The organism is Sabulicella flocculans, assembly GCF_045449635.1.
Lineage (GTDB): Bacteria > Pseudomonadota > Alphaproteobacteria > Acetobacterales > Acetobacteraceae > Roseococcus.
The window spans coordinates 141493-166281 of the sequence record NZ_JBJJBR010000005.1; the positions used below are offsets into that span (position 1 = coordinate 141493).

Genomic DNA, 24789 nt, shown 5'->3' on the forward strand with positions numbered 1-24789 from the left:
ACCGATGTTCCGACGCAGCCTGTTCGCGGCCCTGGCCGTGCCCGCCATCCCGCAAGCGCAGGAGCGCGCCGTCCGCGTGGGCGGCGGGCTGGCGGCGGAGGCGCCGCAATACGCCGTGGCGCTGGAGCGCGGCCTGTTCCGCGAGGCCGGCGTGAACCCCGCCGTCACCAACTTCCCCACCGGGCGCGAGGCCTTCGAGGCGCTGGTGGGCGGGCAGCTCGACGTCGCCCTGATGACGGAGTTCCCGGCGGTGGTCGGCGCGCTGCGCGGCCAGCGCTTCGGCGTGATGGCGGTGCTGAGCCGCTACACCGCCAGCCGCATCATGGGCCGCCGCCGCGCGGGCATCACCGAGACCGTCGCCTCGCTGGCCGGCAAGAAGGTGGGGGTGACGGTGGGCACCAACACCCACTTCATGCTGGCGGGCGAGCTGGCCGCGGCCGGCATCACCGCCGAGATCGTCAATGCCGGCCCGGCCGACCTGGTGCCCACGCTGGTGCGCGGCGACGTGGACGCCATCGCCTCCTTCCCCTCCTTCTACGCCGGGGCGCGGCGGGCGGTGGGCGCGGACCTGGCGGAGATCCCGGTGCGCGGCTACCAGCCCACCTACCTGATCGCCGGCAGCGAGGCCTTCCTGCGCAACGATGCCGAGGCGGCGCAGCGCGTGCTGCGCGCCCTGGTGCGGGGCGACGCGGTGGTCGCCGCCGACACCGCCGCCGCCCAGGCCGCGGTGGGCCGCATCGCCGGCCGCGCCCAAACCGCCGACGCCATCCGCGAGAACTGGGGTGACTACCAGGTCCGCACCGTGCTGGATGCGGCGCTGGTGTCGCTGATGCAGCGCCAGGGCGCCTGGCTGGTGGAACGCGGCGCCGCCCGCGGGCAGGAAAGCACGGTGGCGCTGATGCGCGCCGTCGTCGCCGAAGCGCCGCTGCACGCGGTGGACGCCGCGCGCGTGGCGCTGTGACGCCGGAGGCGCTTTCCGCCGACCGCCTGCTGCTGGCCCCCGCCCGCTGCTGGCTGGACGGCGCCTTCGCCGCGGGCATGGGCGTGCTGGTGGAGGGCGGGCGCTTCGCCGCCGTGGCGCCGCTGCACAGCTTCGAAGGGCTGGAGCCGCTGCGCCTGCCCGGCCACGCGCTGCTGCCCGGCTTCGTGGACGCGCACACCCACCTGACGCAAGGCTTCGGCAAGGCGCTGGCCTTCGGCGAGCCCTCGGAAATCTTCCGCCGCATCTGGGTGCCGCTGGAATCGCACCTGGATGAGGAGACGGTGTTCCTCTCCGCCAAGCTGGCGGCGCTGGAGGCGCTGCGCGGCGGCTTCACCACCGTGGTGGATGCCGGCACGCGGCACGAAACCGGCGCGGCCATCGTGGCGCGGGCCACGCAGGAGGCCGGGCTGCGCTGCGTGCTGGGGCTGATCTGCAACGATGCCGGGCAGGAGGCCGCGCCGGTGCTGGCGCGCGCCGAGGCGCATCTGGCGCGCTGGTCCGGCATGGTGCGGCCGTCGCTGGCCGTGTCCATCCCGGAACTCGGCACCGATGCCACGATGGCGCGGCTGGCGGCGCTGTGCCTGGAGGCCGGCGCCCCCTTCCAGACCCACGCCAACGAGCACCTGGTGGCGGTGGAGCGCTCCATCGTTGCGCGCGGCCTGCGCCCGGTGGAGCACCTCCACGCCGCCGGCGCGCTGAACCCGGCCGCGCTGCTGGCGCACGCCACCCTGCTGACCCCGCGCGAACTCGGCATGCTGCGCGATGCCGGCGCCGCCGTGGCCTATTGCCCGGTGGCGACGCAATGGAAGGGCAACGCCGCCGCGCCCGCCCTGCTGATGGGGGAGATGGGCATCCGCTTCGGCCTGGGCACCGACGCCACCCGCGCCGACGCCTTCCGCCTGATGGATGCGGGCGAGGCCGTCAGCCGCGTCGCCTACGGGCTGGCGCAGGGCGATTTCTCGCAGGGCGCCGGCTGGACCTGGCTGGAGGCCGCGACCTCCGGCGCCGCCGATGCCGCCGGCATGGGCGCGGTGGCCGGGCGCATCGCGCCGGGGCTGGCGGCGGACTACCTGCTGGTGGACCTCGACGTGCCGGAACTCATGCCCTCGCGCGACTTGGCGTGGGAGCTGGTGCGCTTCGGCAACCGCGACCAGATCACGGCGGTGGTGGTGGATGGCGTGCCGCGGCTGTGGCGGGGCTGGCCCGTCGGCTGGGACGGGCGGTCCTTGATGCGCGAGGTGGCGGCGCGGGTGGAGGCGGCGGTGGCGAAGGCGCCCATCGTCAAGCTGCACGCGGATTCGGCGGCGCACCGCTCCGCCGTCCGGCGGGGGCGCTGAGGCCCCCGCGCGTGGCCGTCAGGCCCGGCGACGCACCGCGAGGCCGAGGCCGGCGAGGCCCATGCCGAACAGCGCGAGGCTCATCGGCACCGGCACGTCCACGATGGCGGCCAGTCCGCCGATGCGAACCTGCCGGAGGTCCGCGAAGCCGTCATCGGCGCTGAGCGCGACGGAGAAGATCGTCTCGCCGTTGATGGCGGTGATGGTGAGGAAGTTCTGCCCGTTGCCCAGCGGGTAGGAGAAGCCGAACACCCCGTCGGAGGCGCTCACCGTCACATCCAGGTCGCCGTCGCCGGAGCGCGGGTTGAAGATGATGCTGGTGAAGCTGAAGCCGGGCACGCTGATGGCGACGTTGGTGAGGTCGCCCATGTCCGCTTCGACGCGGGCCTGGCCGTTGGCCGGCAGGGTGATCGTCTGCGTGGAATCGAAGCGCACGACGGTGGAGGTCTGGTTGGTCTCGCCGAACACCGTGTTGCCGGTCTCGCCCGAGTTGAGCAGCACGTTCTCGTCCGTCTGGGGCACGTTGCCGATGGTGAAGACGATGTCGGCGCGGGCCGGCGCGGCGAGGGAGATGGCGGCCGCGGCGGCGAGGGCGCAGAGGGCGTGGCGTGGCGTCATCATGTCGTCTTCCCGTTCCTTGGGAGCCCCCGCCCGGAGTGGTTCGGGGCGCTCTCGGAACGAAATTGCAATAAACATGCCAGAGCACGTGAAAGCCGTAAAAACAATGACTTGGCGTGCAAACATGTTCCGCCCGACAAGCCGGGTGCAAAATTCTCCCGACAGCCTCCGGGGGTGGCGGAGCCCACGGCAGCGGCTAGTCTGCGCGGATGCGATACAGCCCCGACCACCTGCATTTCCGCTCCACCGATGCCGACGCCGCCGCCCACTTCTACGTGGAGATGTTCGGCGCCACGGAAACCGGCCGCGCCGTCCAGCCCAAGGGCAACCTGCGCGTCATGCTGGACCTCGGCGGGCTGCCCATCTTCCTGGAGGGCGTGCCGGAGGGCACCGGCGCCCCGCCCGCGCCGCCCTTCCTGGGGCTGGAGCACCTGGGCCTGCGCGTGGATGACCTGGAGGCGGCCGCCGCGGCGCTGAAGGCCAAGGGCGTGCGCTTCACGCTGGAGCCGACGGAGATCCGCCCCGGCGTGCGCATCGCCTTCGTGCAGGCGCCCGATGGCGTGCAGGTGGAGCTGCTGCAGCGCGGCTGATCAGGCGAAGACCACCGTCTTGTGGCCGTTCAGCAGCACCCGGTCCTCCAGGTGCCAGGCGACGGCGCGGGCCAGCACCCGGCGCTCGATGTCGCGGCCCTTGCGGACCAGCGCCTCGGGCGCGTCATGGTGGGTCACGCGCTCCACGTCCTGCTCGATGATCGGGCCTTCGTCGAGGTCGCCGGTGACGTAGTGCGCCGTGGCGCCGATCAGCTTCACGCCGCGCTCATGCGCCTGGTGATAGGGCCTGGCGCCCTTGAAGCCGGGCAGGAAGGAGTGGTGGATGTTGATGCAGCGGCCCGCCAGCTTGGCGGCGAGGCCGGAGGACAGCACCTGCATGTAGCGGGCCAGCACCACCAGCTCGGCCCGCGTCTCCTGCACCAGGGCCCACAGGGCGGCCTCCTGCTCCATCTTGGTCTCGGGCGTGACGGGCAGGTGGTGGAAGGGCACGCCGTCCAGGTCGTGATGGGCGAAGGTGGCGCGCGGGTGGTTGGAGGCGACGGCGACGAGGTCCATCGGCAGCTCGCCGATGCGGCGGCGATACAGCAGGTCGGCCAGGCAATGGTCGGGCTTGCTGACCAGCACCAGCACGCGGCGCGGCACCGCCATGTCGCGCAGCGCCCAGCGCAGGGCGAAGCGCTCGGCCAGCGGGGCGAGGCGGGGCTGCCAGGCCTCGGGCCCACCTTCGGCCGCGAAGACCACGCGCATGAAGAAGCGGCCCGTGGCGGCGTCGTCGTATTGCTGCGCCTCGCGGATGTCGCCGCCGCCCTCGGCGATGGCACCGGCCACGCCGGCCACGATGCCCGGGCGGTTGGGGCAGGAGAGGGTGAGGACCAGCGCGCTCATTCGAAGAGGGAGGAGACGGAGGCTTCCTCGGAGATGCGGCGCATCGCCTCGGCGATCAGCGGCGCCACCGGCAGCTGGCGGATGTTGCGCGACTGCTGCACCGCCTCGGTCGCCGCGATGGAATCCGTCACCACCATGGCCTCGATCGGGCTGTCGGCGATGCGCTGCACCGCCGCGCCGCTCAGCACCCCGTGGGTGACGTAGGCGGAGACGGAGCGCGCGCCGTTCTTCATCAGCGCCGCGGCGGCGTTGCAATGGGTGCCGCCGCTGTCGCAGATGTCGTCGATGATGATGCAGTCGCGGCCCGAGACGTCGCCGATGACGTTCATCACCTCGCTCACGCCGGCGCGCGGGCGCCGCTTGTCGATGATGGCGAGGTCGGTGTGCAGGCGCGAGGCGATGGCGCGCGCGCGCACCACGCCGCCGACGTCGGGGGAGACCACCATCAGGTCGCGCCCGGCGTAGCGGGCCTGGATGTCGCGCGCGAACATCGGCGCGGCGTAGAGGTTGTCCACCGGGATGTCGAAGAAGCCCTGGATCTGCCCGGCGTGCAGGTCCAGCGTCAGCAGGCGGTCCGCCCCGGCCTGGGTGATCAGGTTGGCCACCAGCTTGGCCGAGATGGGCGAGCGCGGCGACGACTTCCGGTCCTGCCGCGCGTAGCCGAAGTAGGGAACCACCGCCGTGACGCGGCGCGCGGAGGAGCGGCGCAGCGCGTCGAGCGTGATCAGCAGCTCCATCAGGTGGTCGTTGGCGGGGTAGGAGGTGGATTGGATGACGAACACGTCCTCGCCGCGGATGTTCTCGTGGATCTCCACGAAGATCTCCATGTCGGCGAAGCGGCGGACGCTGGCCTCCGTCAGCTTGGTGCCGAGGATGTCCGCCACCGCCTGCGCGAGCGGGCGGTTGCTGTTGCAGGCGACGATCTTCATGCCACGCGGTCCCCAGTCCTTGCCGCCAAGGCGTTTAGCGGCGCCCCCCCGCCGGTTCAACCGGGGCGGAGGAGGCGTTGCGGATGATCTCCACCACCCCGCCCGCGGCCTCCTGCGCCGCGGCGTAGGCGATGTCGCCCCAGAAGCGGTCCAGGCTGCCGGCGCGCACCTCGTTCAGCTGCAGCACGCGGCCCAGCTCGTGCCCGTCGCGGCGGGAGACGATCCACTGGATCTCCACCCGCTGGTGTCCGGGGCTGCCGGGGGCCACCGCCACCTGGGCGGTGACGGCGTGGTTGGCGCCCTCCGCCAGCTCCTGCACCACGTAGCCGCGGTTGGACAGGAACTCGCGCAGGCGGTTGGTCAGGGCGGCGTTGCCGTCGCCCGGCGCGCCGGTGACGGGGATCAGCCGCAGGCGCGGCGGCCCGGCGGTCAGCGCCGCCGGGGTGGTGGCGGCGCGGGCCGACTGGACGGACAGCAGCAGCTGCGTCACCCGCGGCCCGCCCTGCTGCGCCAGGGCGCGCAGCACCGCCGGGTTGCCCTCCGCCCAGTCGCGCGCCGGCACGGGGGCGGCGGCCACCGCGCCCTGCTCGCGGCCGTCGGCGTCGGTGATCACCAGGCGCGGCTGCACCGTGTTGCCGCGCGATTCCGCCAGCACCAGCAGGCGCCAGTCCAGCGGCAGCGGCGCGGCGGTGGCGGCGGCGGGCACGTCCTCGGCCTGCAGGGCGGCGGCCAGCTCCTCGCTCAGCAGCCGGGCGGCGTCGTCGGCCAGCAGGGCCTCGGGCGGCGGCGGCACCGCCAGGCGCACCGCCAGGGGGATGCGCAGCACCAGGGCGTTGCCGCCGGGGTTGCCGCGGTGCGGGCGCGGGATGTCGGCGCAGGCGCCCAGCAGCAGCAGGGCGGCGAGCAGCAGGCGCGTCATGCCGCGATCCCCGAAAGCTGGTGGCCCAGCGCCCCGCCCCCGGCCAGGGTGCGGCGGCGGTGCGAGAAGAAGCGCGCCTCGTCGGCCAGGGTGTCCAGGCCCAGCACATGCACCGCGCCAAGGCCAGACAGCCGGTGCGCGCAATAGGCCGGCAGGTCGAACTGCCAGTGCGCCGCATCCCGCCCGGGGGCGAAGAAGCGCCCGTCGCCCACCGCCTCGCGCAGCTCCCCGGTCACCTCGTAGCTGGCCTGGGCGATGCAGGGGCCGATGACGGCGGCGATGCGCCCGCGCGCGGCGCCCAGCGATTCCATCAGCGCCACCGTGGCCTCCAGCACGCCCGCCACCGCGCCGCGCCAGCCGGCATGGGCGGCGCCGACCACGCGCGCGTGCGCGTCGGCGAACAGCACCGGGGCGCAATCGGCGGTGACCACGCCCAGCGCGATGCCCGGCGCGCCGGTGGCCATGGCGTCGGCTTCGGGCAGTTCCTCCCAGGCGGCGGTGGCGTCCACCGCGTGGGCGCCGTGCACCTGGCGCAGGGCGCGCAGCGCGCCGCCGCCCAGCGCGGCGGCGATGCGGCGGCGGTTCTCCTCCACCGCCGCCGGGTCGTCGCCGGAGCGCAACCCGGCGTTGAGGCTGGCATAGGCGCCGGCGGAGACGCCGCCGCGGCGGGTGAAGAAGCCGTGGCGGAAGCCGGCCAGCGCCGGGTGGGTGAGGGATTCGGCCATCAGTCGCGGAAACCTTCGGGGATGGGCAGGGCGGGGTGGGCCAGGCAGATCGCCTTGAACAGCCGGCCCATGGATTCCGGCAGCAGCAGCCGCTGCGCGGCGGACAGGATGGCGCGCGCGTGCGAGGGCGCGGCACGGGCCAGCAGGGCGGAGCGCGCGTTCAGCCCCAGCCGGGCCAGGAACACCCCCTGCGGGATGGGGCCGTGCACGCGCGCCCCGGCGGCGGCGCGGGCCAGGGCGGCGAAGTCCACATGGGCGGACAGGTCCACGCTGCCGGGCGGGGCCAGCGGGCTGGCCGGGCGGCCGGCCAGCATGGCCTGCAGGCTGTCGCCGGGTGCGGATCGCGCCGGGCCGTAGTCCAGGAACAGGGCGGCGCCGCCGTGGCGGGTCACCCGGGCGGCGCACCAGGCGGCGACGGCCTGGGCGGCCTCGCCCAGCTCGCGCACCTCGCCCTCCGGCGCCGGGCCGGGGTCGAGGGGGGAGGGGCGCTCGACGAAGGCGCCGTCCTGCACCCAGCGCTCCTGCCAGCCATCGGCGCGGCGGACCAGCTGGCGGATGGGCAGGGCGTCCAGGAACTCGTTGGCGAGCAGCAGGGTGGGGCCGGGGGGCAGCTCCTCCAGCCGGTCGTGCCAGGCGGCGACGGCGGCGCCCAGGCGGCCCTTCTGCATGGCGCGCAGCACGGGCGATGTCTCGACCAGGTGGATCTCGGCGGCCTGGGCGAAATCGGGCGCCATCTGGCGGGCGGCGCGCAGCGCGTCCTGCATCAGCGTGCCGCGGCCCGGCCCGGCCTCGGCCCAGACCACGCGCGCCGGCCGTCCCATCGCCGCCCAGGTCACGGCGGACCACAGGCCCAGGCACTCGCCGAAGGCCTGGGACATCTCGGGCGCGGTGGTGAAGTCGGCGCCGATGCCCGCGCCCTGGCCGTAATAGGCGGCCGCGGCGCGGGCCATGAAGGCGTCAAGCCGCTCCACGGCGGCCCCCCGGCGCGCCCGCGCCCCGGCGCGCCCGCAGGATCAGGAACAGCCCGGCGGCGACCATCGGCAGCGAGAGCAGCTGGCCCATGGTGGCGCCGCCGGCCAGGAAGCCCAGGTTGGCGTCGGGCTGGCGGAAGAACTCGCCGATGATGCGCGCCACGCCGTAGCCCGCCACCAGCGCGCCGGTCAGGGTGCCGGTGCGCGCGCGCGCGTCGGTGCGCCACCACAGGAACCACAACAGGGCCGACAGCGCGATGCCCTCCAGCCCCGCCTGGTAGAGCTGCGAGGGGTGGCGGGGCAGCCCGGTGGGGTCGTGCGGGAACACCATGGCCCAGGGGACGTCGGTGGCGCGCCCCCACAGCTCGCCGTTCGCGAAGTTGGCGAGGCGGCCGAAGAACAGCCCGATGGGCACCACCACCGCCACGCGGTCGCCGAAGCGCAGCGGGTCCAGGCCATGGCGGCGGGTGAACAGCCAGGTGGCGAGGATGACGCCCAGCGCGCCGCCGTGGAAGGACATGCCGCCCTGCCAGACCATCAGCGCCTCCAGCGGGTGCTGGAGGTAGTGGCCGGGGCGGTAGAACAGCACGTAGCCCAGCCGCCCGCCCAGGATGATGCCCAGCGTGGCCCAGGTGACGTAGTCGTCCACCTGTTCCTTCGTCGCGGCGCGCGGGGCGGCCTCCACCAGCCGGCGGGCGATGCGCCAGCCGATGACGATGCCGGCGATGTAGGCCAGCGCGTACCAGCGGATGGCCAGCGGCCCGATCTGGAGGGCGACGGGATCAATCATGCGTGCAGGGTGTAGGCCCTGCGTCCCGGCCCTGCCAGGGGGCGGGTGACAGCGGCGCCCGGCCGGGGGCAGGATGCCAGGGCAAGCAAGCCGAGGAGCACCCCATGGCCGACCTGGTCGTCATCGCCTATCCCGACGAAGCCGCCGCCGAGGCCGCGCGCCGCCGCATCATGGAGCTGCAGGGCGAGTACCTGATCGAGCTGGGCGACGCCGTGGTGGCGGTGCGCCAGGATGACGGCACGGTGAAGCTGAACCAGCTGGTGAACATGACGGCGGCGGGCGCGGCCTCCGGCGGGCTGTGGGGCATGCTGGTGGGGATGCTGTTCCTGAACCCGCTGCTGGGCGCCGCCGTGGGCGCCGGTGCGGGCGCGCTGTCGGGCTGGATGACCGACATCGGCATCAAGGACGACTTCATGAAGTCCACCGCGGAGGCGCTGGCGCCCGGCCAGGCGGCGCTGTGCGTGCTGGTGCGCAAGGTGACGGCCGACAAGGTGGTGCCGGAGATGGCGAAGCTGGGCGGCACCATCCTGCGCACCAACCTGACGGACGAGCAGGAATACCGGCTGAAGCAGGCCCTGGCCGCCGCCGCGACCGCCGCCCCTCAGGGCTGACGCAGCAGCGACGCGCAGGCCGCCGGCAGGCGCGGCGGCGGGCCGGGCGGGCGGGCGGCGGGGCGGCGGGCCTCCTTCGTCAGCCACCAGTCCAGGCTGCCGTCGCAGCCATCCCCCGCCGGGATGGGCGGGGCGGGCAGGCAGTCCGGGCTGCCGGCGGGGCAGGGCAGGCGCACGTGCATGTGGCTGTCGTGGCCGCGCCAGGGGCGCAGCTTGCGCAGCCAGGGCGCGCCGGGGTGGCGGGCGCACAGGCCGCGCTTGATGCCGTGGTTCACCAGCACGCGGTCCACCCCCGGCGCCTCGGCCGCGAGGCGGATCAGGCGCTCGTGCGCCGGGGTGAAGCGCGCGGGGTCCAGCCCCGACTGGTCGGGCAGCACCAGGGAGGCGACCGGCCAGTCCTCGCGCTGGGCGCGCGACAGCGGGCCGCGGCCGGGCGTGGCGTCCAGCCAGATGTCCACGTCCAGCCCGGTCTGGTGCGAGGCGTGGCCGTAGGGCATCGGCCCGCCGCGCGGCTGCGACATGTCGCCCACCAGGATGTCGGGCAGGCCGGCGGCGCGGGCGCGGGCGGCGAAGCCCTGCACCCAGCGCACCGTGTCCGGGTGCGCCCAGTGGCGGTTGCGCGACAGGCGCACCGCCTGCCAGCCCGGCCCTTCCGGCGGCAGCTGCGCGGCGCCGGCCAGGCAGCCCAGGGCGGCGCCGCCGACCGAGCGCGCCGGCCCTGCCGACGGTCCGGGCACGGCGGCCCAGGGCTGGGCGGGCTGCGCCGCGGCGGGCGCGGCCAGGGCCATGGCGAGGAGCAGGGGGCGCAGCACCCGCCCAGGATGGACCCTCAGCCGAGGGGGCGCCAGTCGCCCGCCGCGTGGCGCAGGCGCAGCGCGCCCGAATCCTCCATCGAGTGCAGCCGCAGCCAGCCATTCTCCACCAGGTCCCGCAGGTGGGGGTGTCGGGCGATGACGCGGTCCATCTCGGCCTCCGGCGCCTCCACCACCGCCTGCAGGCGCAGCGGCTCGTGGCGGAAGCGGGTGCCGTCGTGCACGGATTGCCAGGGCAGGCCGGCGCGCAGGTCGCCACCCACCCCCTCCAGCACGCCCAGCCGGGCGGCGACGTTGTGCAGCGCCTTGTTGCCCGAGCCCCAGGCGGCGTTGTCCACCGTGGAGGCGAAGTATTGCAGGTTGATCCAGGAGGCGACGACCAGCGGCGCGGTGAGGATGAGTTCCAGCGTGCCGAAGCCCTGGTCCGCCCGCCAGTCGTAGGAATGCAGGAAGGCGCGCCCCTGCAGGTCCGCCCCCAGGGTGCGGGCGCGCGGGGCGGCGACGAAGGCGGCGTTGCCGGCCAGCGCCCATTCCGGCCGCACCTCCGACCAGTCGCGGCTGCGGCGGGCGAGGTCGGCGTGCGGGTCGGCCTCCTCGGGGATGCCCAGGCCGGGGGCGCGGCGGTCGCGGGCCAGCCGGCCGGCCTCCTCCAGCCGGTCGCTCAGCCGGTCCAGCAGGGCTTGCTGCGAGGGGGGGATGCGCTCGGCGTCCAGGATGCGCACCGTGTCGGTCACCGTCTCGTGCAGGGCGGCGAGGAACCAGGTGTCGGCGGGCACGGCGATGCCGCGCGCGCGCAGCCCCTCGCGCACCAGCGGGTCGTTCAGGATGGCGGCGGCGACGCGGGCGTTGCGCTCGCCCGAATGGCCGCCGCAGGCGCCGCAATCCAGCCCGGCGGCGTGCGGGTTGTTCACCGTGCGCGCCCCGTGGCCCACCAGCAGCACCAGCCCGCCGAAGCCGCCCGTGAAGGACATGGCGCGCAGCATGGATTCGGCGGCGGCGATGCGGCCCTCGGTGGAGAGGCCGGCGGGGCGGCCGCGCCACTCGCCGGGGGCGATGGCGGGCAGCAGGCGGGCCAGCGGCGCTTCCTCCGCCGGGCGGTTCAGCGCGCCGCGCAGCAGCCCGGCCGCGGCGGCGAAGCCCGCCGTCTCCACGTAGGCGAAGCAGGAGACGGCGGAGGCGCGCAAATTGTCCCAGGTGTCGCGCACCTTGCGGCGCAGGCCATGCGCCGCCAGCGCGCGCTCGGTGCCTGCCGGGCCGGCGCCGGCCACGCCCTCGCACACCAGCAGCGAGGGCTGGAGCAGGACGGGCGCCTGCAGGACCGCGCGGTCCTCGCCGAAGGGCATCCAGTCCAGCGCGACGCCGAAGAAGCCGGCGAAGCCCAGCGTCTCCACTGCCGGGGCCACCTCCTCCAGCGCGCGGCGGAACGGCTCGGAGCGCACGTCGATGCAGAAGATGGCCTGGGCCTCCGGCGCCGGGCGGGCGGGGGCGGGGGCGGCCAGGGCGGCGGCGAGGCGGCGGCGATGGGCGGCCTCCATCGCCTCCAGCAGCGCCAGGTCGCCGGACATGTCGGGCTGCGGGCGGGGCGGGGCGGCGAGGCGGGCGGCCCAGGCGGCGCGGAAGGCCGGCGCCTCGTGCAGCGCGTGCAGCGTGGCGTCCCAGGCCACGCGCACCGCCAGCAGCTCCAGCACCTCGTCGGTGGCGGCGGGCCAGCCGCGCTGGCGCAGCAGGGCGGCCCAGCCGGACACGGAAAGCAGGGCCCGGTGCAGGTAGGGCCCGGCGGCCGCGGCATCGAGCCCGAGCTGCGCCAGGCAGGCGGCGATGCAGTCGCGCGGCGCGGCGGGCAGGGCGCGCAGCGCGGCGCGGAAGCCGCGCAGCCCGGCGACCTCGGCGGCGCGGTCGTGGCGCATGGCGGCGCGCCAGGCGGCGTGCAGCGGCAGGTCGCGCCAGGGCATCGCCCAGGCGGCTTGGCCCTCGTCGGCCCAGGCGGCGGCCCAGCGGGAGATCTCCTCCAGCGCGAAGGCGCCCCAGGCGGTGCCCAGGGTGGCGTCCAGCACGTCCGTCACCAGAAGGGGCTCGGGCGTGGGGGAGGGGCGGGTTTCGTGCAGCAGGGCGGGGTCGGCGCCGGCTTCCGCGAGGTCGGCGGCGCCCAGCCGGCCCTCGGCCAGGGCGGCGCGGGCGAAGGCGCGCGGGGGCAGCAGCTCCGTCCCTTGCAGGGTGCGCAGGGTGGCGGCGGCCTCGGCGAAGGGCAGGCCGGCGAGGCCCAGGAAGGGGTTCACCGCCACGAAGTCCCGCAGCGGCCACAGCGGCGCGACCAGGGACGCGACGCGGTCCAGCACGGCGTCCAGCGCGGCGGGGGGCAGGGCGTGGGTCATGTCGGGCATCGTCGCGCTCACTTCGCCAGCCAGCGGTTCAGCAGGGCGTTCACGTAGAAGCCGTGGTGCAGGTGCACGTAGAGCGCGGCGACCCGGCGCGAGGGCGTGCGGGCGCGGCGCGCCACGTTCAGCACCAGCAGCGCCGCGAAGGACAGCACCGCGAGCACGGAAAGCAGGGGCGCGAGGATGGAGCGCTCCACCGCGTGCAGGGGCAGGGCGGGGCCGAACAGCCGCGCCGCCAGCGCCTGCAGGCCGAACCAGGCAACCGCGACGGCGGTGGCGATCAGCAGCGCGCGGAAGCCCGCCGCGCCGCCCGACATCGCCGCCCCGGCCAGGGTGGGCACCAGCGCCATCACCAGCACCGCGCCCAGCACGGCGGGGCCGGGGTCGGTGGTGGCGGGCATGCCAAGGGCCGCGCCGGTGGTGAGCGTCAGCAGCACCGCCCCGGCCAGCGCGGGGATGACCACGCGCAGCGGCAGCGGGTCCGGCGTGCCGGGGCGGGGGCCCTGGGCCACGCCGCCGGCGGCCAGGAAGGCGTGCGCCTTGTAGATGCCGTGCGCCACGATGTGCAGCAGCGCGGCGGCGAAGGCGCCCAGCCCCACCTGCATCACCATGAAGCCCATCTGGGCGATGGTGCTCCAGGCCAAGTTCACCTTGACGCTGGTCTGCGTCAGCATCACCGCCGCGCCGAACATGGCGGTGAAGGCGCCCACCAGCAGCAGCAGGTCCAGCGCCCCGGCCGAGAGCGCCACCACGTCGGCCAGGCGCACCAGCAGGAAGCCGCCGGCGTTGATGATGCCCGCGTGCAGCAGGGCGGAGACGGGGGTGGGCGTCTCCATCACCTCGGTCAGCCAGGCATGGGCGGGGAACTGGGCCGATTTCAGCAGCGCGGCCAGCGCCAGACCCAGGGCGGCGGCGTGCAGCAGCCAGGGCGCCTCGGCCGGCGGGGGGGTCAGCGCGGCGCGGATGCCGGGGATGGTGGCCGCGTCCAGGCAGGCCCACAGCGCCAGGGCGGCCAGCACCAGGCAGAGATCGGCGCCGCGCGCGGCCAGCTGGTGCTTGCGCGCCGCCAGCACCGCGCCCGGACGGCCCGGATAGAACAGGAACAGCCGCTCCAGCGCCCAGCCGGTGCCGATGAAGGCCAGCACCAGCAGCACCAAGTTGCCCGAGAGCACCAGCGCCAGGGTGCAGAACAGCGCCAGCGACAGCCACTTCACGAAGGTGCCCTGGCGCGGCTCGCCATCCAGGTAGCGGCGGGAATAAGCCAGCACCACCGCCCCGATGCCCGATACCAGCAGGAACATCGGCGCCGAGACGGCGTCCAGCGTCACCACCGGGCCGGGCACGGCGCGGCCGCCGGCCAGCAGGGTGGCCACGGTCAGCGCCGCCACCGCGAAGGCGGCCAGCGCCGCCACCAGCGCCCACTGGCGCAGCCGGGCGGCGTGGCGGTCGGCCAGGGCCTCGGGCACCAGGGCGGGCAGCAGCAGGGAAAGCGGGGCCAGGGCGGCGAACCAGGGCAGCAGGTCGAGCATGGGCCGGGCTGTTACCCTTTCGTGATGCTTCGCGGAATGACAAAGATTGCAACCGACCGTTCGCGGAATCCGAAGCATGCCCAGCCTGAACTACCACCACCTGCGCCATTTCTGGACCATCGCGCGCGAGGGCGGGCTGACGCGGGCGGCGGCGGTGCTGCACGTCGCGCCCTCCGCCCTTTCGGCCGCGCTGCGGGCGCTGGAGGCGGAGCTGGGCCAGCCCCTGTTCGAGCGCCGGTCGCGCCGGATGGAGCTGACGGAGGCAGGGCGCATCGCGCTGGACCACGCCGAGACCATCTTCCGCACCGGGGGCGAGCTGCTGGACGTGCTGCGCGGCCAGGGCACGGCGCAGCGCCGCATCCTGCGGGTGGGCGCGGTGGCCACGCTGTCGCGCAACTTCGTGCTGGGCGTGCTGCGCCCCTTCGCGGGGCGGGGCGACGTGGAGTTGGCCCTGCGTTCCGGCACGCTGCGGGAGATGCTGGCGCTGCTGGACGCGCTGGCGCTGGACCTGGTGCTGACCAACGCCCCGGTGGCGGAGGCCGGGCGCACCAACACCCTGCTGGCCGAGCAGCCGCTGGCGCTGGTCGGCCGCCCCGGCAAGCGGCTGCGGCTGCCGCACGGGCTGGCCGGGGTGCCGCTGCTGCTGCCCGGCCCGGACAGCGCCGTGCGCCAGGGCTTCGAGCTGTGGCTGGACCAGGCCGGGGTGCGCCCGCGCGTGGTGGCGGAGGTGGACGACATGGCCCTGCTGCGCCTGCTGGCGCGCGAGGGGCACGGCATCGCCCTGGTGCCGCCCATCGTGGTGCAGGACGAGCTGCGCGCCGGGCTGCTGGCCGAGCGCGCCAAGGTGCCCGGCCTGCGCGAGGGCTTCTACGCCGTCACCCCGCGCCGGCGCTTCCCCAACCCGCTGGTGGCGGAGATGCTCGGTGGCGGGATTGCGGCGAAGGACGCCCCGGCGGCGCCATCCTCGGCGCGCAGCATGCGCGGCAAGGGCGCAGGAGGCCCGGTGACATGATCCGACGCATCGCGCTGGCCGCCGCCGCGGCGCTGTCCCTCTCGGGCGCCGCGCAGGCGCAGGGCTGGGGCTGGGAGGCGCCCAGGCCGCCCGGCTGGGGCTGGCAGCAGCCGGGCGACTGGCAGCACGGGGAATGGGAACGCGCGGAGTGGGAGCGGCGCATGGAGCGCCGCGAGATGCGCCGCGAATACTGGCGCCAGCAGCGCGAGATCGAGGCGCGCCGGGCCTACGAGGCCGGGCTGCGGGACGCGCAGCGCGGCCATGGCGGTTGGGGCTATTCGGCCCGGTAGTTCGGCGCCTCGCGCGTGATGCTCACGTCGTGGACGTGGCTCTCGCGCAGGCCGGCGTTGGTGATGCGGCGGAAGCGGGCATTGGCCTGCAGGTCGGCGATGGTGGCGGAGCCGGTGTAGCCCATCGCCGCCTTCAGCCCGCCCACCATCTGGTGGATGACCGCGCCGACCGGGCCCTTGTAGCCCACGCGGCCCTCCACCCCCTCGGGCACCAGCTTCATCTGGTCCTGGATGTCGGCCTGGAAGTAGCGGTCGGCCGAGCCGCGCGCCATGGCGCCCAGCGAGCCCATGCCGCGGTAGGATTTGTAGGAGCGGCCCTGGTAGAGGAAGGTTTCGCCCGGCGCCTCGTCGGTGCCGGCGAACAGGGAGCCCATCATCACCGCGGAGGCGCCGGCCGCCAGCGCCTTGGCGATGTCGCCCGAGTTGCGGATGCCGCCGTCGGCGATGCAGGGCACGCCGGATTCGCGCGCCGCCGCCGCGCCCTCCATCACCGCCGTCAGCTGCGGCACGCCCACCCCGGCGACGATGCGCGTGGTGCAGATGGAGCCCGGGCCGATGCCGATCTTCACCGCGTCCGCCCCGGCTTCGGCCAGGGCCAGCACGGCCTCGGGCGTGGCGACGTTGCCGGCGATGACCTGCACGGTGTTGCTCAGGCGCTTGATGCGCTCGATGGCCTGCATCACGCCCTGGCTGTGGCCATGCGCGGTGTCCACCACCACCACGTCCACCTCGGCGGCCACCAGTGCCTCGGCGCGCTTCAGCCCGTCCTCGCCCACGCCGGTGGCGGCGGCGACGCGCAGCCGGCCCATGGCGTCCTTCACCGCGGCGGGGAAGGCCTCGCTCTTCTCCATGTCCTTCACGGTCACCAGGCCGACGCAGCGGTTCTGCTCGTCCACCACCAGCAGCTTCTCGATGCGGCGGCGGTGCAGCAGGGCGCGGGCCTGCTCGGCCGTCACGCCCTCGCGTGCGGTCACCAGGTTCTCGCGCGTCATCAGCTCGTAGACGCGCAGCGAGGGGTCGGTGGCGAAGCGCAGGTCGCGCGAGGTGATGATGCCGACCAGGCGGTTGGTGCCGGGCTCGACCACCGGGAAGCCGCTGATGCGGTGGCGCTGCTTCAGCGCCAGCACGTCGGCCAGGGTCTGGTCCGGGTGGACCATCACCGGGTTCACCACCATGCCGGACTCGAAGCGCTTGACCTGGCGCACCTGCTCGGCCTGCTCCTCGGCGGACAGGTTCTTGTGGATGACGCCGATGCCGCCGCGCTGGGCCATGGCGATGGCCATGGGCGCTTCCGTCACCGTGTCCATCGCCGCCGAGACGAGGGGGATGTTCAGCGCGATCTCGCGCGTCAGCCGGGTGCGGGTGTCGGCCTGGGAGGGGAGGACCTGCGAGTAGGCGGGCAGCATCAGCACGTCGTCGAAGGCGTAGGCCTCGGCGATGCGGATGGGTTCGACGGCGGGGGTGGCCATGGCGGTGCGGTCTCGGGATGCCTTGGCGCGCCTTCCTACGCCCGGGGCGGCAGCGCGTCCATCCCTCGGAACCCCATGGCGACCACGTAGAGCTCGGAGGAGCCCTTGCGGCTGGCCGGCGGCTTGGCGTGCGCCACCTTGGCGAAGCCGGCCTTCATGCGCGCCAGCATGCCGCGCTCGGCGCCGCCGGCGAACAGCTTGGTGCAGAAGGCGCCGCCGGGGGCCAGGGTGCGTTCCGCGAAGTCCAGCGCCAGCTCGGCCAGGGCGGTGATGCGCAGGTGGTCGGTGGCGCCGTGGCCGGTGGTGTTGGGCGCCATGTCCGACAGCACGAGGTCGGCCGGGCCGCCCAGGGCGTCCAGCACCGCGCGCTCCGCCGCTTCCTCGGTGAAGTCGCCCTGCAGCAGGGTGGCGCCGGGGATGGGGTCCATCTCCAGCAGGTCCAGGCCGACCACGCGGCCGCGCTCGCCCGCCACCCTCAGCGCCACCTGCGTCCAGCCGCCGGGGGCGGCGCCCAGGTCAACCACGCGCTGGCCGGACTTCAGCAGGTGGAACTTGGCGTCCAGCTCCAGCAGCTTGAAGGCGGCGCGCGAGCGCCAGCCCTCGGCCTTGGCGCGCTTGACGTAGGGGTCGTTGAGCTGGCGCGCCAGCCAGCGGGCGGAGGCGTTGGAGCGCGCCTTCGCCGTCTTGACGTTCACGTGGAGGTTGCGCTCGGCCATCGGGGGGACTTAGTGAGCCCGGCGCCGCCCGTCACCCCGCATCAGGCGCATGAGCATCCCCTCGCGCAGGCCGCGGTCGGCCACGGTGAGCGATTCCACCGGCCAGAGGCGGCGGATGGCGGCGTAGACGGCGCAGCCCGGCAGCACGAAATCCGCCCGTTCCGGGCCGACGCAGGGGTGCAGGGAGAGGCCGTCGCGGCCCATGCAGAACAGGCGGGCCAGCGCGGTGTCGGCCGCGTGGCCCGGCAGCTCGATCCCGTCCACGAACTGGCGGCGGTAGCGCGGCAGGTCCAGCACCACGCCGGCCAGGGTGGTGACGGTGCCGGAGGTGCCGATCAGCCGCACGCCGCCGCGCGCCACCTCCTGGCGGATGCAGTGCAGGCGGTCGAAGGCGGCCAGGCGCTCCGTCACCTCGTCCGCCACCTCCAGGAAGCCTTCGGGCGAGTAGCAATCGGCGCCCGCGCGCTCGGCCAGGGTGACGACGCCGTAGGGGATGGAGGCGTAGCCGATCAGCTCCGGCGCGCGGCCGGCGCGGATCCAGGCGATCTCGGTCGAGCCGCCACCGATGTCGAACAGGATGGCGCGGCGGTCGCCCGGGGCCAGCAGCGGGGCGCAGGATTCCATCGCCAGCTCGGCTTCCTCGCGCGGGGTGATGACGCGGGGGCGCAGGCCGGTCTCGGCGGCGACGCGGGCCAGGAAGGGGGCGCCGTTGGAGGCGCGGCGGCAGGCCTCGGTGGCCACGGCGGCGAAGTGGCGCACGCGGCGGCGGGTCAGGCGCTCGGCGCAGGCGGCCATGGCCTCCAGCGTGCGGTCCATCGCGGCGTCGGACAGCGCGCCGGTGCGCGCCAGCCCCTCGCCCAGGCGGACGATGCGCGAGAAGCTGTCCACCACGCGGAAGCCGCCGCGGGCGGGAACGCCGACCAGCAGCCGGCAGTTGTTGGTGCCGAGGTCGAGGGCGGCGAAGAGCGCACCGTCCTCGGCCCCGCTCCGGGAGTCGAGGAGGGCGGGGGCGCGCATGTGGTTCCAGGGTGTCTGACCGGGCGCGATGGTCGGGCATGGCGGGGCGGCGCGCAAGCCGGAAATGGCCGGGGGTTGCGGCGCGGGGGCGGCCGCGCTATGTGGCCCGCGACCGCGCGAAGCGATCCCGTGCTGGGGGATAGTTTAGCGGTAGAACTCCCGGCTCTGACCCGGGCAGCCTTGGTTCGAATCCAGGTCCCCCAGCCAATCCCCTTCCTTCCCGAGCGAGCATCCCCAAGCCCTGGCACCCGGTGGGCGTGCCGGCGCTTCCGGGGCAGGATGCACCGATGACCCGACATGTCGTCTTCGACGCCTATGGCACGCTGCTGGACGTGCATTCCGCCGTGGCGCGCCATGCGCCGCGGCTGGGCGGGGCCGCGCCGGCCATCTCCGCCCTGTGGCGGCAGAAGCAACTGGAATACTCCTGGGTGCTGTCCGCCACCGGCGCCTACGAGGATTTCGCCGTGCTGACCGCGCGCGCCCTGCGCTTCGCGCTGGACAGCCACGGCCTGCGCGACGCTGCGCTGGAGGAGGCGCTGCTCGACGCCTATCGCCGCCTGGACGCCTTCCCCGACGCCGCGCCGACCCTGGCGCGGCTGCGTGCGGCCGGGCGGGGCGCCGCCATCCTGTCCAATGGCGAGCCGGCGATGCTGGCGGCGGGGCTGGCCTCCGCCGGGCTGGCCCTGGAGGAGGTGATGAGCGTGCATGGCCTGCGCCGCTACAAGCCGCATCCGGAGGTCTACGCCATGGCGGCATCCCGCCTGGGGGCGGCTCCGCAGGACATCGCCTTCGTCTCCGCCAATGCGTGGGACGCCTTTGGGGCGGCGCGCTTCGGCTTCCGCGCCTTCTGGCTGAACCGGACGGGCGGGCCGGTGGAGTACGGGCTGGACGGCATCGCGACGCCCATCGCCTCGCTGGAGGCGCTGCCATGACGCCCGAGGCGCGCATCGCCGCCGCCATCGCGTTGCTGGAGGGGGTGGCGGCGCAGCCCCGCCGCCCGGCCGACGCCATCGCCGCCGAGTTCTTCCGCGCCCGCCGCTTCATCGGTGGCGGCGACCGGCGGGCGGTGAGCGACCTGGCCTGGGGCGCGCTGCGCCAGCGCCTGCGCTTGGAATGGCACCTGGCCGCGGTTGGTGCGCCGGCCACCCCGCGGCTGCTGGTGCTGGCGCAGATGGTGCTGGGACAGAAGGTGCCGGCCGCCGCCGCGCTGCGCGCCTTCGCCGGCGGCCGCTTCGGCCCCGAGGCCGCCAGCCCGGCCGAGGCCGCCGCCGCCCGCGCCCTTGAAGGCCGCCCGCTGGCCGACCCCGCCATGCCCGAGGGCCCGCGGCTGAACCTGCCCGAATGGGCGCTGCCCGGGCTGCGCCGCCGCTTCGGCGAGGCGCTGGCGGCCGAGGCCGCGGCGCTGGAGGGCGTGGCGCCGCTGGACCTGCGCGCCAACGCCCTGAAGGCCACCCGCGCCGCCGTGCTGGCCGGGCTGGGTGCGCCGGCCGAGGCCACCCGGTTCTCGCCCTGGGGGGTGCGGCTGCCGCCGCGCACCTCCGTGGCGGCGCACCCGTTGTTCAAGGACGGCGCCGTGGAGGTGCAGGACGAGGGCAGCCAGCTGATCGCCGCCCTGGTGGGGGCGCAACCGGGCATGCGGGTGGCGGATTACTGCGCCGGTGCGGCAGGGAAGACCTTGGCGATGGCGGCGAGCATGGACAATCGCGGGCGCATCGTGGCCTGCGACGTCTCGGCCGCCCGGCTGGCCGGGGCGGACAAGCGCCTGCGCCGCGCCGGCGTGCACAACGCCGAGACGCACCTGCTCTCGCCCGGGGATCGCTGGGCCAAGCGGCGCGCCGGGCAGTTCGACCGCGTGCTGGTGGACGCGCCCTGCACCGGCACCGGCACCTGGCGCCGTAATCCCGACGCGCGGGTCCGCACCACCGGCGCCGACCTGGCGGAGCTGGTGGCCAAGCAAGGTGAAATTCTGTCCATCTCGGCGCAGCTGGTGCGGCCCGGCGGTAGGCTGGCCTACGCCACATGCTCGCTGTTGCCCGAGGAGGACGAGGACCAGGTGGAGCGCTTCCTTGCCGCGAATCCGGCCTTCCAGGCCGTGCCGCTGTCGCGCGCCTGGGCGGAGGCCGGCCTGCCCGGCGCGCCGCCCTGCGACGGCCCGCACCTGGCGCTGAGCCCGGCGGCGCACGGCACGGACGGCTTCTTCTGCGCGGTGCTGGAGCGCGCCGGGTGATGGTGACCATCCGCCGCGCCCGCCCGTCCGACGCGCTGGCGATGGCACGCGTGCACGTGGCGGCGTGGCGGACCACCTATCCCGGCATCCTGCCCGATGCCTACCTGGCTGGGCTGTCGGTGACGCAGGAGGCGGCGGGCTACCAGCACGGGCTGGCGATGGGCCGCGGTGGGCATGCCGGCTTCCTGGCGGTGGCCGACGGCGCCGAGGCCCCGGGCGGCGGCGTGGTGGGCTTCGTGACCGGGGGCCTGGCGCGCCGCCCCGGCATCGCCGAGGGCGAGGTGGAGACGCTCTACCTGCTGGACGACTTCCGCGAGCGCGGCATCGGCCGGCGCCTGATGCGCGCCATGGCCAGCCACCTCGCGAGCCTGGGCGCGGCGAGCGCCTTCGCCTGGGTGCTGGAGCAGAACCCCAGCCGCTTCTTCTACGAGCGCCTGGGCGCGCGGCCGGCGGCGCGGGAGGAGATCCGCTTCGCCGGGGCGGCCCTGCCGCAGCGCGCCTACGCGTGGGAGGCCATCCACACCCTGCTGACCGCCACCGCCGCCAGCCCGCGCGGCGGCTGACCTCCTTCCCCACAATGGCAAGGGCGGGTTGACCGGCGCCGCGCCGGCCCTCCACCCTGGGAAGGAGAGACAGGGGACCCGCGATGCAGCTGACCATGCCGGAGGAGATCATGCTCCTCCTGCTCGATGACCGCACCGGGCGGCCGATCGGGCTGCCGGCGCCGGCCGGCGACTACGCGCTGGCCAGCGCCATGCTGATGGAATTGTCCTTGCAGGGGCGGGTGGACACCGACATGGAGCGGCTGGTGGTGGCCAACGCCGCCCCCACCGGCGACGACGCGCTGGACGAGGCGCTGGCGATGATCGCCGCCAGCCCGGTGGTGCGCGACAGCAAGCACTGGATCGTCGAGCTGGGCCGCCGCGCCACCCATTTCCGCGAGCGCGTGCTGGAAAGCCTGGCCGGCAAGGGCGTGCTGCGCAAGGAGGAGGGGCGCTTCCTCTGGGTCTTCCCCGACCGCCGCTATCCCAAGGGCGCCGAGGGCGCCGCCGAGGTGAAGGAGGTGCGCGCCCGCCTGCGCGAGGTGCTGCTGGAGGACACCATCCCCGAGCCGCGCGAGTCGCTGATGATCGGGCTGGCGCGCGCGGCGGGGCTGGTGCCGCTCATCCTTTCGCCCGCCGAGCAGGAAGGCGCGGCGGCGCGGGTGGACCAGGTGGCGGATCTGGAGGAGCTGGGGCGCTCGCTGTCCTCCGTCACCAAGGAGGTCTACGCGATGATGCTGGCCTTCGCCGGCGCGCACTGAGGCGCGCCGGGCGGGCAGGGGCCTCTACTGCGCGGTGGAAGCGCGCTGGAGATAGGCCATCAGGTCGTTCAGCTGCTGCTCGTTGCGGATGCCCACGAAGCTCATGGAGCCGCCGGGCACCACCGCCTTGGGGTCGGCGAGGTAGGCGCGCAGCGTCGCCTCGTCCCACTTCAGCCCGGCCGCCGCGCGCTCGCGCATCGGGGTGGAGTAGCGGAAGCCCTCGACCTTCGCCGCCTCGCGGCCCCAGACGCCGTGGAGGTTCGGGCCGACGCCGTTGCGGCCGCCCTGGTTGATGGTGTGGCAGGCCCGGCACTGGTTGAACACACGCTGTCCGGCATCGGCGTCCTGCGCCGCGGCGGGCGCCAGGGGGGCGAGCAACAGGGTGGCGGCGGCGATCAGGGCACGCATGCGGCGACTCCTTTGGTGGTCATGGGCATCATGGGACCGAACGTGCCGGGCGCAAGCCGGGTTGGCGGGCGTGGCTCAGTCGCTCGCCATCACCCGGACGTAGCGGCCGGGCGCGTCCTCCAGCACCGGCAGCTGGCCGCCGCCCGGCACGCGGGCCGGCACGCGCTCGTCGCCCAGCTTGGTCACCCAGCGCTGCCAGTCCGGCCACCAGGAGCCCGCCATCTCGGTGGCGCCCTTGAACCAGTCGTCGGGCGAGGGGGGCAGGTCCTCGTTCACCCAATGCCCGTACTTGCCGGAATCGGGCGGGTTCACCACCCCCGCGATGTGCCCCGAGGCGGCGAGCACGAAGCGCACCGGGCCGGAGTAGATCTGCGTGCCGCGGTAGGTGCTCTTCCACGGCGCGATGTGGTCCTCGCGCGTGGAGATCATGTAGGTGGGCACCTTGATGCGGCGCAGGTCGATCGGCGTGCCCAGCAGGGAGATGGCGCCGGGCTTCACCAGGTCGTTCTGCTGGTACATGCGGCGCAGGTAGAAGGAATGCATGCGCGCGGGCATGCGGGTGCTGTCGTCATTCCAGTAGAGCAGGTCGAAGGGGAAGGGGTCCTGGCCCAGCAGGTAGTTGTTCACCACGAAGGACCAGATCAGGTCGTTGGCGCGCAGCATGTTGAAGGTGGTCGCCATCTCCGAGCCGTCGAGGAAGCCCCGGCGGTTCATCTTGTCCTCCAGCGCCTTCAGCTGCTCCTCGTCGATGAAGACGCCCAGCTCGCCCGCTTCCTCGAAGTCGGTCATCGTCACGAAGTAGGTGGCGGACTTGATGCGGTGGTCCTTGCGGGCGGCCATGTGCGCCAGGGTGGTGGCCAGCAGCGTGCCGCCGAGGCAGTAGCCGATGGCGTTCACCTCGCGCACGCCGGTGGCTTTCTCGATGGCGTCCAGCGCGGCCAGCACGCCCTCCGTCATGTAGTCCTCGAAACCTTTCTCGGCCAGCGCCTCGTCCGGGTTGACCCAGGAGCAGACGAAGACGGTGTGGCCCTGCTCGACCGCCCAGCGAATGAAGGAATTCTTGGGCCGCAGGTCGAGGATGTAGAACTTGTTGATCCAGGGCGGAAAGATCACCAGCGGGCGCTTCAGCACCGTCTCGGTGGCGGGGGCGTACTGGATCAGCTGCATCAGCGGCGTTTCGAACACCACCTTGCCAGGAGTGACGGCGATGTTCTCGCCCACCTTGAACTTGGTGTCGTCCGTCATGCGGATGCGCAGCTTGCCCTTGCCGCGCTCCAGGTCGCCCAGCAGGTTGCTCAGGCCCTTCAGCAGGTTGGTGCCGCCGGTCTCGGCGGTGCGGCGCAGCACCTCCGGGTTGGTCATCACGAAGTTCGCCGGGCTCATCGCGTCCACGAACTGGCGGGTGTAGAAATCCACCTTCTGCGCCGTCTTGGGGTCCAGCCCCTCGGCCGCGTTCACCGCGCTGGTGAAGTAGCGGGCCGAGAGCAGGTAGGACTGGCGGATGAAGTCGAAGACCTCGTTCTCCCGCCACGCGTCGTCCTTGAAGCGGCGGTCGCCCTTGGGCTCCTCGATCACCGGGCCCACGCTCTCGCCCATCATGCGGCGGGCGGTGTTGGACCACAGAGTCAGGTAGTCCTGCCAGAAGCCGATCTGCGCCTGCACCAGCCGCGCCGGGTTCTGCATCAGCCGCGCCGTCATCTCCATGAAGGCGTTGCCGATGTTCAGCGGGTCGGCCTGCGGGCTCTCCTCCGCCTGGCGCTTCAGGAAGTCGGCGACGATGCGCTGGCCGCGCTCCGCCACCTCGGCCATGGTGCGCGTCACCAGGGCGGGGTCGGGCAGCTTCACATCGGGGCCCGTGTCGTTCTGGCTCAAGCTTCGCCCCTTTCGCTCTCTGGCGCGGCGGGCCGCGGCGCTCTAGGGAGGGGCGCCATCCCGCAGGGACCGCCGCCGCCGATGAGTGCCCCGATCCGCAGGAATCCTCGCCCCGAAGGTAGGCGGCGCGCCTGGGCGCTGCAAGCGATGGCTTGCCTGGCGCTCGCCGCCTGCGGCGCGCCGGAAACCCGCCCCGACCCCCTGCGCTTCCTGCGCGACGCCACCGGCGCCGCCGCCGACCAGCGGCTGCTGCCGCCCGGGATGGACCGCCCGACGCCGAGCCTGGCCAGCGTGCCGCCGCCGCCGGAGCGGCCGGACACCACCACCCGCCAGGCGCTGACCCGCGCGCTGGAGGCCGACCGCGCCGCCGCCGCCCAGCCCGCCCCGCCGGCCGCGCCCACCCTGCCGGACGGGCCGGTGCCCGGCGCGCCGGTCATGGCT

Annotated in this window: 25 protein-coding genes, 1 tRNA gene and 1 pseudogene; 12 read left to right on the forward strand and 15 right to left on the reverse strand. The window is 74.6% G+C overall.

The features are described 5' to 3' along the window. Positions 1–4: 4 nt before the first annotated feature. Positions 5–961 carry an ABC transporter substrate-binding protein gene (locus ACI6QG_RS08245; protein WP_407024112.1) on the forward strand — a complete coding sequence of 319 codons (957 nt, stop codon included), beginning with the start codon at positions 5–7 and terminating at the stop codon, positions 959–961. Next, positions 958–2319, forward strand: a complete 1362-nt coding sequence (locus tag ACI6QG_RS08250) for an amidohydrolase family protein (protein WP_407024113.1) — start codon at positions 958–960, stop codon at positions 2317–2319. The genes ACI6QG_RS08245 and ACI6QG_RS08250 overlap by 4 nt, the downstream gene beginning before the upstream one ends. An 18-nt stretch (positions 2320–2337) precedes the next feature. Here the strand turns inward: ACI6QG_RS08250 and ACI6QG_RS08255 are convergent, their stop codons facing one another. Then, positions 2338–2940 carry a hypothetical protein gene (locus ACI6QG_RS08255; protein WP_407024114.1) on the reverse strand — a complete coding sequence of 201 codons (603 nt, stop codon included), beginning with the start codon at positions 2938–2940 and terminating at the stop codon, positions 2338–2340. A 206-nt stretch (positions 2941–3146) separates the two neighbouring features. Here ACI6QG_RS08255 and ACI6QG_RS08260 point away from each other — a divergent pair, with 206 nt between their 5' ends. Next, entirely contained in the window at positions 3147–3527 is a 381-nt protein-coding gene (locus ACI6QG_RS08260) for a VOC family protein (RefSeq protein ID WP_407024115.1), read from the forward strand. Here ACI6QG_RS08260 and purU read toward each other — a convergent pair whose 3' ends face one another. From purU to lgt, 6 genes are read right to left on the reverse strand one after another with little or no spacing between them, the layout of a single operon-like run. Further along, entirely contained in the window at positions 3528–4373 is an 846-nt protein-coding gene (purU, locus tag ACI6QG_RS08265) for a formyltetrahydrofolate deformylase (RefSeq protein ID WP_407024116.1), read from the reverse strand. After that, positions 4370–5302 carry a ribose-phosphate pyrophosphokinase gene (locus ACI6QG_RS08270; protein ID WP_407024117.1) on the reverse strand — a complete coding sequence of 311 codons (933 nt, stop codon included), beginning with the start codon at positions 5300–5302 and terminating at the stop codon, positions 4370–4372. Before ACI6QG_RS08270 ends, purU begins: the two co-directional genes overlap by 4 nt. Positions 5303–5336: 34 nt before the next feature. Continuing rightward, positions 5337–6221 (reverse strand): hypothetical protein, encoded by an 885-nt coding sequence (locus ACI6QG_RS08275; protein WP_407024118.1) that lies wholly within the window; start codon positions 6219–6221, stop codon positions 5337–5339. Beyond that, positions 6218–6946: a peptidoglycan editing factor PgeF gene (gene pgeF, locus ACI6QG_RS08280; RefSeq protein ID WP_407024119.1), complete on the reverse strand. Its 729-nt coding sequence runs from the start codon at positions 6944–6946 to the stop codon at positions 6218–6220. The genes ACI6QG_RS08275 and pgeF overlap by 4 nt, the downstream gene beginning before the upstream one ends. After that, positions 6946–7896, reverse strand: a complete 951-nt coding sequence (locus ACI6QG_RS08285) for a class I SAM-dependent methyltransferase (RefSeq protein WP_407024120.1) — start codon at positions 7894–7896, stop codon at positions 6946–6948. Before ACI6QG_RS08285 ends, pgeF begins: the two co-directional genes overlap by 1 nt. A 7-nt stretch (positions 7897–7903) precedes the next feature. Next, a complete protein-coding gene (gene lgt, locus ACI6QG_RS08290; protein ID WP_407024121.1) occupies positions 7904–8707 on the reverse strand; it encodes a prolipoprotein diacylglyceryl transferase in 804 nt (267 codons plus the stop codon). A gap of 104 nt (positions 8708–8811) precedes the next feature. On the opposite strand from lgt, the gene ACI6QG_RS08295 reads away from it, so the two are divergent. After that, entirely contained in the window at positions 8812–9318 is a 507-nt protein-coding gene (locus ACI6QG_RS08295; protein ID WP_407024122.1) for a DUF1269 domain-containing protein, read from the forward strand. On the opposite strand, the gene mepA is transcribed toward ACI6QG_RS08295, so the two are convergent. The 3 genes from mepA to ACI6QG_RS08310 are packed head-to-tail and all read right to left on the reverse strand — an operon-like array spanning position 9309 to position 14034. Further along, the gene (gene mepA, locus ACI6QG_RS08300; RefSeq protein WP_407024123.1) at positions 9309–10130 is read right to left on the reverse strand and encodes a penicillin-insensitive murein endopeptidase; all 822 of its coding nucleotides are present in this window, start codon (positions 10128–10130) and stop codon (positions 9309–9311) included. The genes ACI6QG_RS08295 and mepA overlap by 10 nt on opposite strands. Positions 10131–10147: 17 nt before the next feature. Continuing rightward, positions 10148–12511, reverse strand: coding sequence for a YbcC family protein (locus ACI6QG_RS08305; protein WP_407024124.1), 2364 nt, complete (start codon positions 12509–12511; stop codon positions 10148–10150). An 8-nt stretch (positions 12512–12519) separates the two neighbouring features. Continuing rightward, entirely contained in the window at positions 12520–14034 is a 1515-nt protein-coding gene (locus ACI6QG_RS08310) for a proton-conducting transporter transmembrane domain-containing protein (RefSeq protein ID WP_407024125.1), read from the reverse strand. Positions 14035–14110: 76 nt separating this feature from the next. Between ACI6QG_RS08310 and ACI6QG_RS08315 the strand changes: the two genes are divergently transcribed. Then, positions 14111–15046, forward strand: coding sequence for a LysR family transcriptional regulator (locus ACI6QG_RS08315; RefSeq protein WP_407024126.1), 936 nt, complete (start codon positions 14111–14113; stop codon positions 15044–15046). Next, positions 15043–15336 carry a hypothetical protein gene (locus tag ACI6QG_RS08320; protein WP_407024127.1) on the forward strand — a complete coding sequence of 98 codons (294 nt, stop codon included), beginning with the start codon at positions 15043–15045 and terminating at the stop codon, positions 15334–15336. The genes ACI6QG_RS08315 and ACI6QG_RS08320 overlap by 4 nt, the downstream gene beginning before the upstream one ends. On the opposite strand, the gene guaB is transcribed toward ACI6QG_RS08320, so the two are convergent. The 3 genes from guaB to ACI6QG_RS08335 are packed head-to-tail and all read right to left on the reverse strand — an operon-like array spanning position 15321 to position 18538. Next, a complete protein-coding gene (guaB, locus tag ACI6QG_RS08325; RefSeq protein ID WP_407024128.1) occupies positions 15321–16805 on the reverse strand; it encodes an IMP dehydrogenase in 1485 nt (494 codons plus the stop codon). The two genes, ACI6QG_RS08320 and guaB, sit on opposite strands and share 16 nt — an antisense overlap. A 35-nt stretch (positions 16806–16840) precedes the next feature. Then, entirely contained in the window at positions 16841–17521 is a 681-nt protein-coding gene (locus ACI6QG_RS08330) for an RlmE family RNA methyltransferase (RefSeq protein WP_407024129.1), read from the reverse strand. 9 nt (positions 17522–17530) lie between these two features. Next, positions 17531–18538 carry a Ppx/GppA phosphatase family protein gene (locus ACI6QG_RS08335; protein ID WP_407024130.1) on the reverse strand — a complete coding sequence of 336 codons (1008 nt, stop codon included), beginning with the start codon at positions 18536–18538 and terminating at the stop codon, positions 17531–17533. Between the two features lie 133 nt (positions 18539–18671). Between ACI6QG_RS08335 and ACI6QG_RS08340 the strand changes: the two genes are divergently transcribed. The 5 genes from ACI6QG_RS08340 to ACI6QG_RS08360 all read left to right on the forward strand — a co-directional run bounded on the left by ACI6QG_RS08340 (position 18672) and on the right by ACI6QG_RS08360 (position 22068). Then, a tRNA-Gln gene (locus tag ACI6QG_RS08340) sits at positions 18672–18745 on the forward strand. A gap of 80 nt (positions 18746–18825) precedes the next feature. Then, complete coding sequence (locus ACI6QG_RS08345; RefSeq protein ID WP_407024131.1) at positions 18826–19470, forward strand: haloacid dehalogenase type II; 645 nt, start codon at positions 18826–18828, stop codon at positions 19468–19470. After that, a complete protein-coding gene (locus tag ACI6QG_RS08350; protein ID WP_407024132.1) occupies positions 19467–20765 on the forward strand; it encodes an RsmB/NOP family class I SAM-dependent RNA methyltransferase in 1299 nt (432 codons plus the stop codon). Before ACI6QG_RS08345 ends, ACI6QG_RS08350 begins: the two co-directional genes overlap by 4 nt. Further along, positions 20765–21328, forward strand: coding sequence for a GNAT family N-acetyltransferase (locus tag ACI6QG_RS08355; protein WP_407024133.1), 564 nt, complete (start codon positions 20765–20767; stop codon positions 21326–21328). Before ACI6QG_RS08350 ends, ACI6QG_RS08355 begins: the two co-directional genes overlap by 1 nt. A gap of 83 nt (positions 21329–21411) precedes the next feature. Continuing rightward, on the forward strand, positions 21412–22068 hold the full coding sequence (locus ACI6QG_RS08360; protein WP_407024134.1) for a GOLPH3/VPS74 family protein: 657 nt from the start codon (positions 21412–21414) through the stop codon (positions 22066–22068). 24 nt (positions 22069–22092) lie between these two features. On the opposite strand, the gene ACI6QG_RS08365 is transcribed toward ACI6QG_RS08360, so the two are convergent. After that, positions 22093–22476: a c-type cytochrome gene (locus ACI6QG_RS08365; RefSeq protein WP_407024135.1), complete on the reverse strand. Its 384-nt coding sequence runs from the start codon at positions 22474–22476 to the stop codon at positions 22093–22095. Positions 22477–22551: 75 nt separating this feature from the next. Further along, the gene (locus ACI6QG_RS08370) at positions 22552–24348 is read right to left on the reverse strand and encodes a PHA/PHB synthase family protein (protein ID WP_491630721.1); all 1797 of its coding nucleotides are present in this window, start codon (positions 24346–24348) and stop codon (positions 22552–22554) included. Positions 24349–24495: 147 nt separating this feature from the next. On the opposite strand from ACI6QG_RS08370, the pseudogene ACI6QG_RS08375 reads away from it, so the two are divergent. After that, a pseudogene (locus ACI6QG_RS08375) lies at positions 24496–24789 on the forward strand (hypothetical protein); the annotation flags it as partial.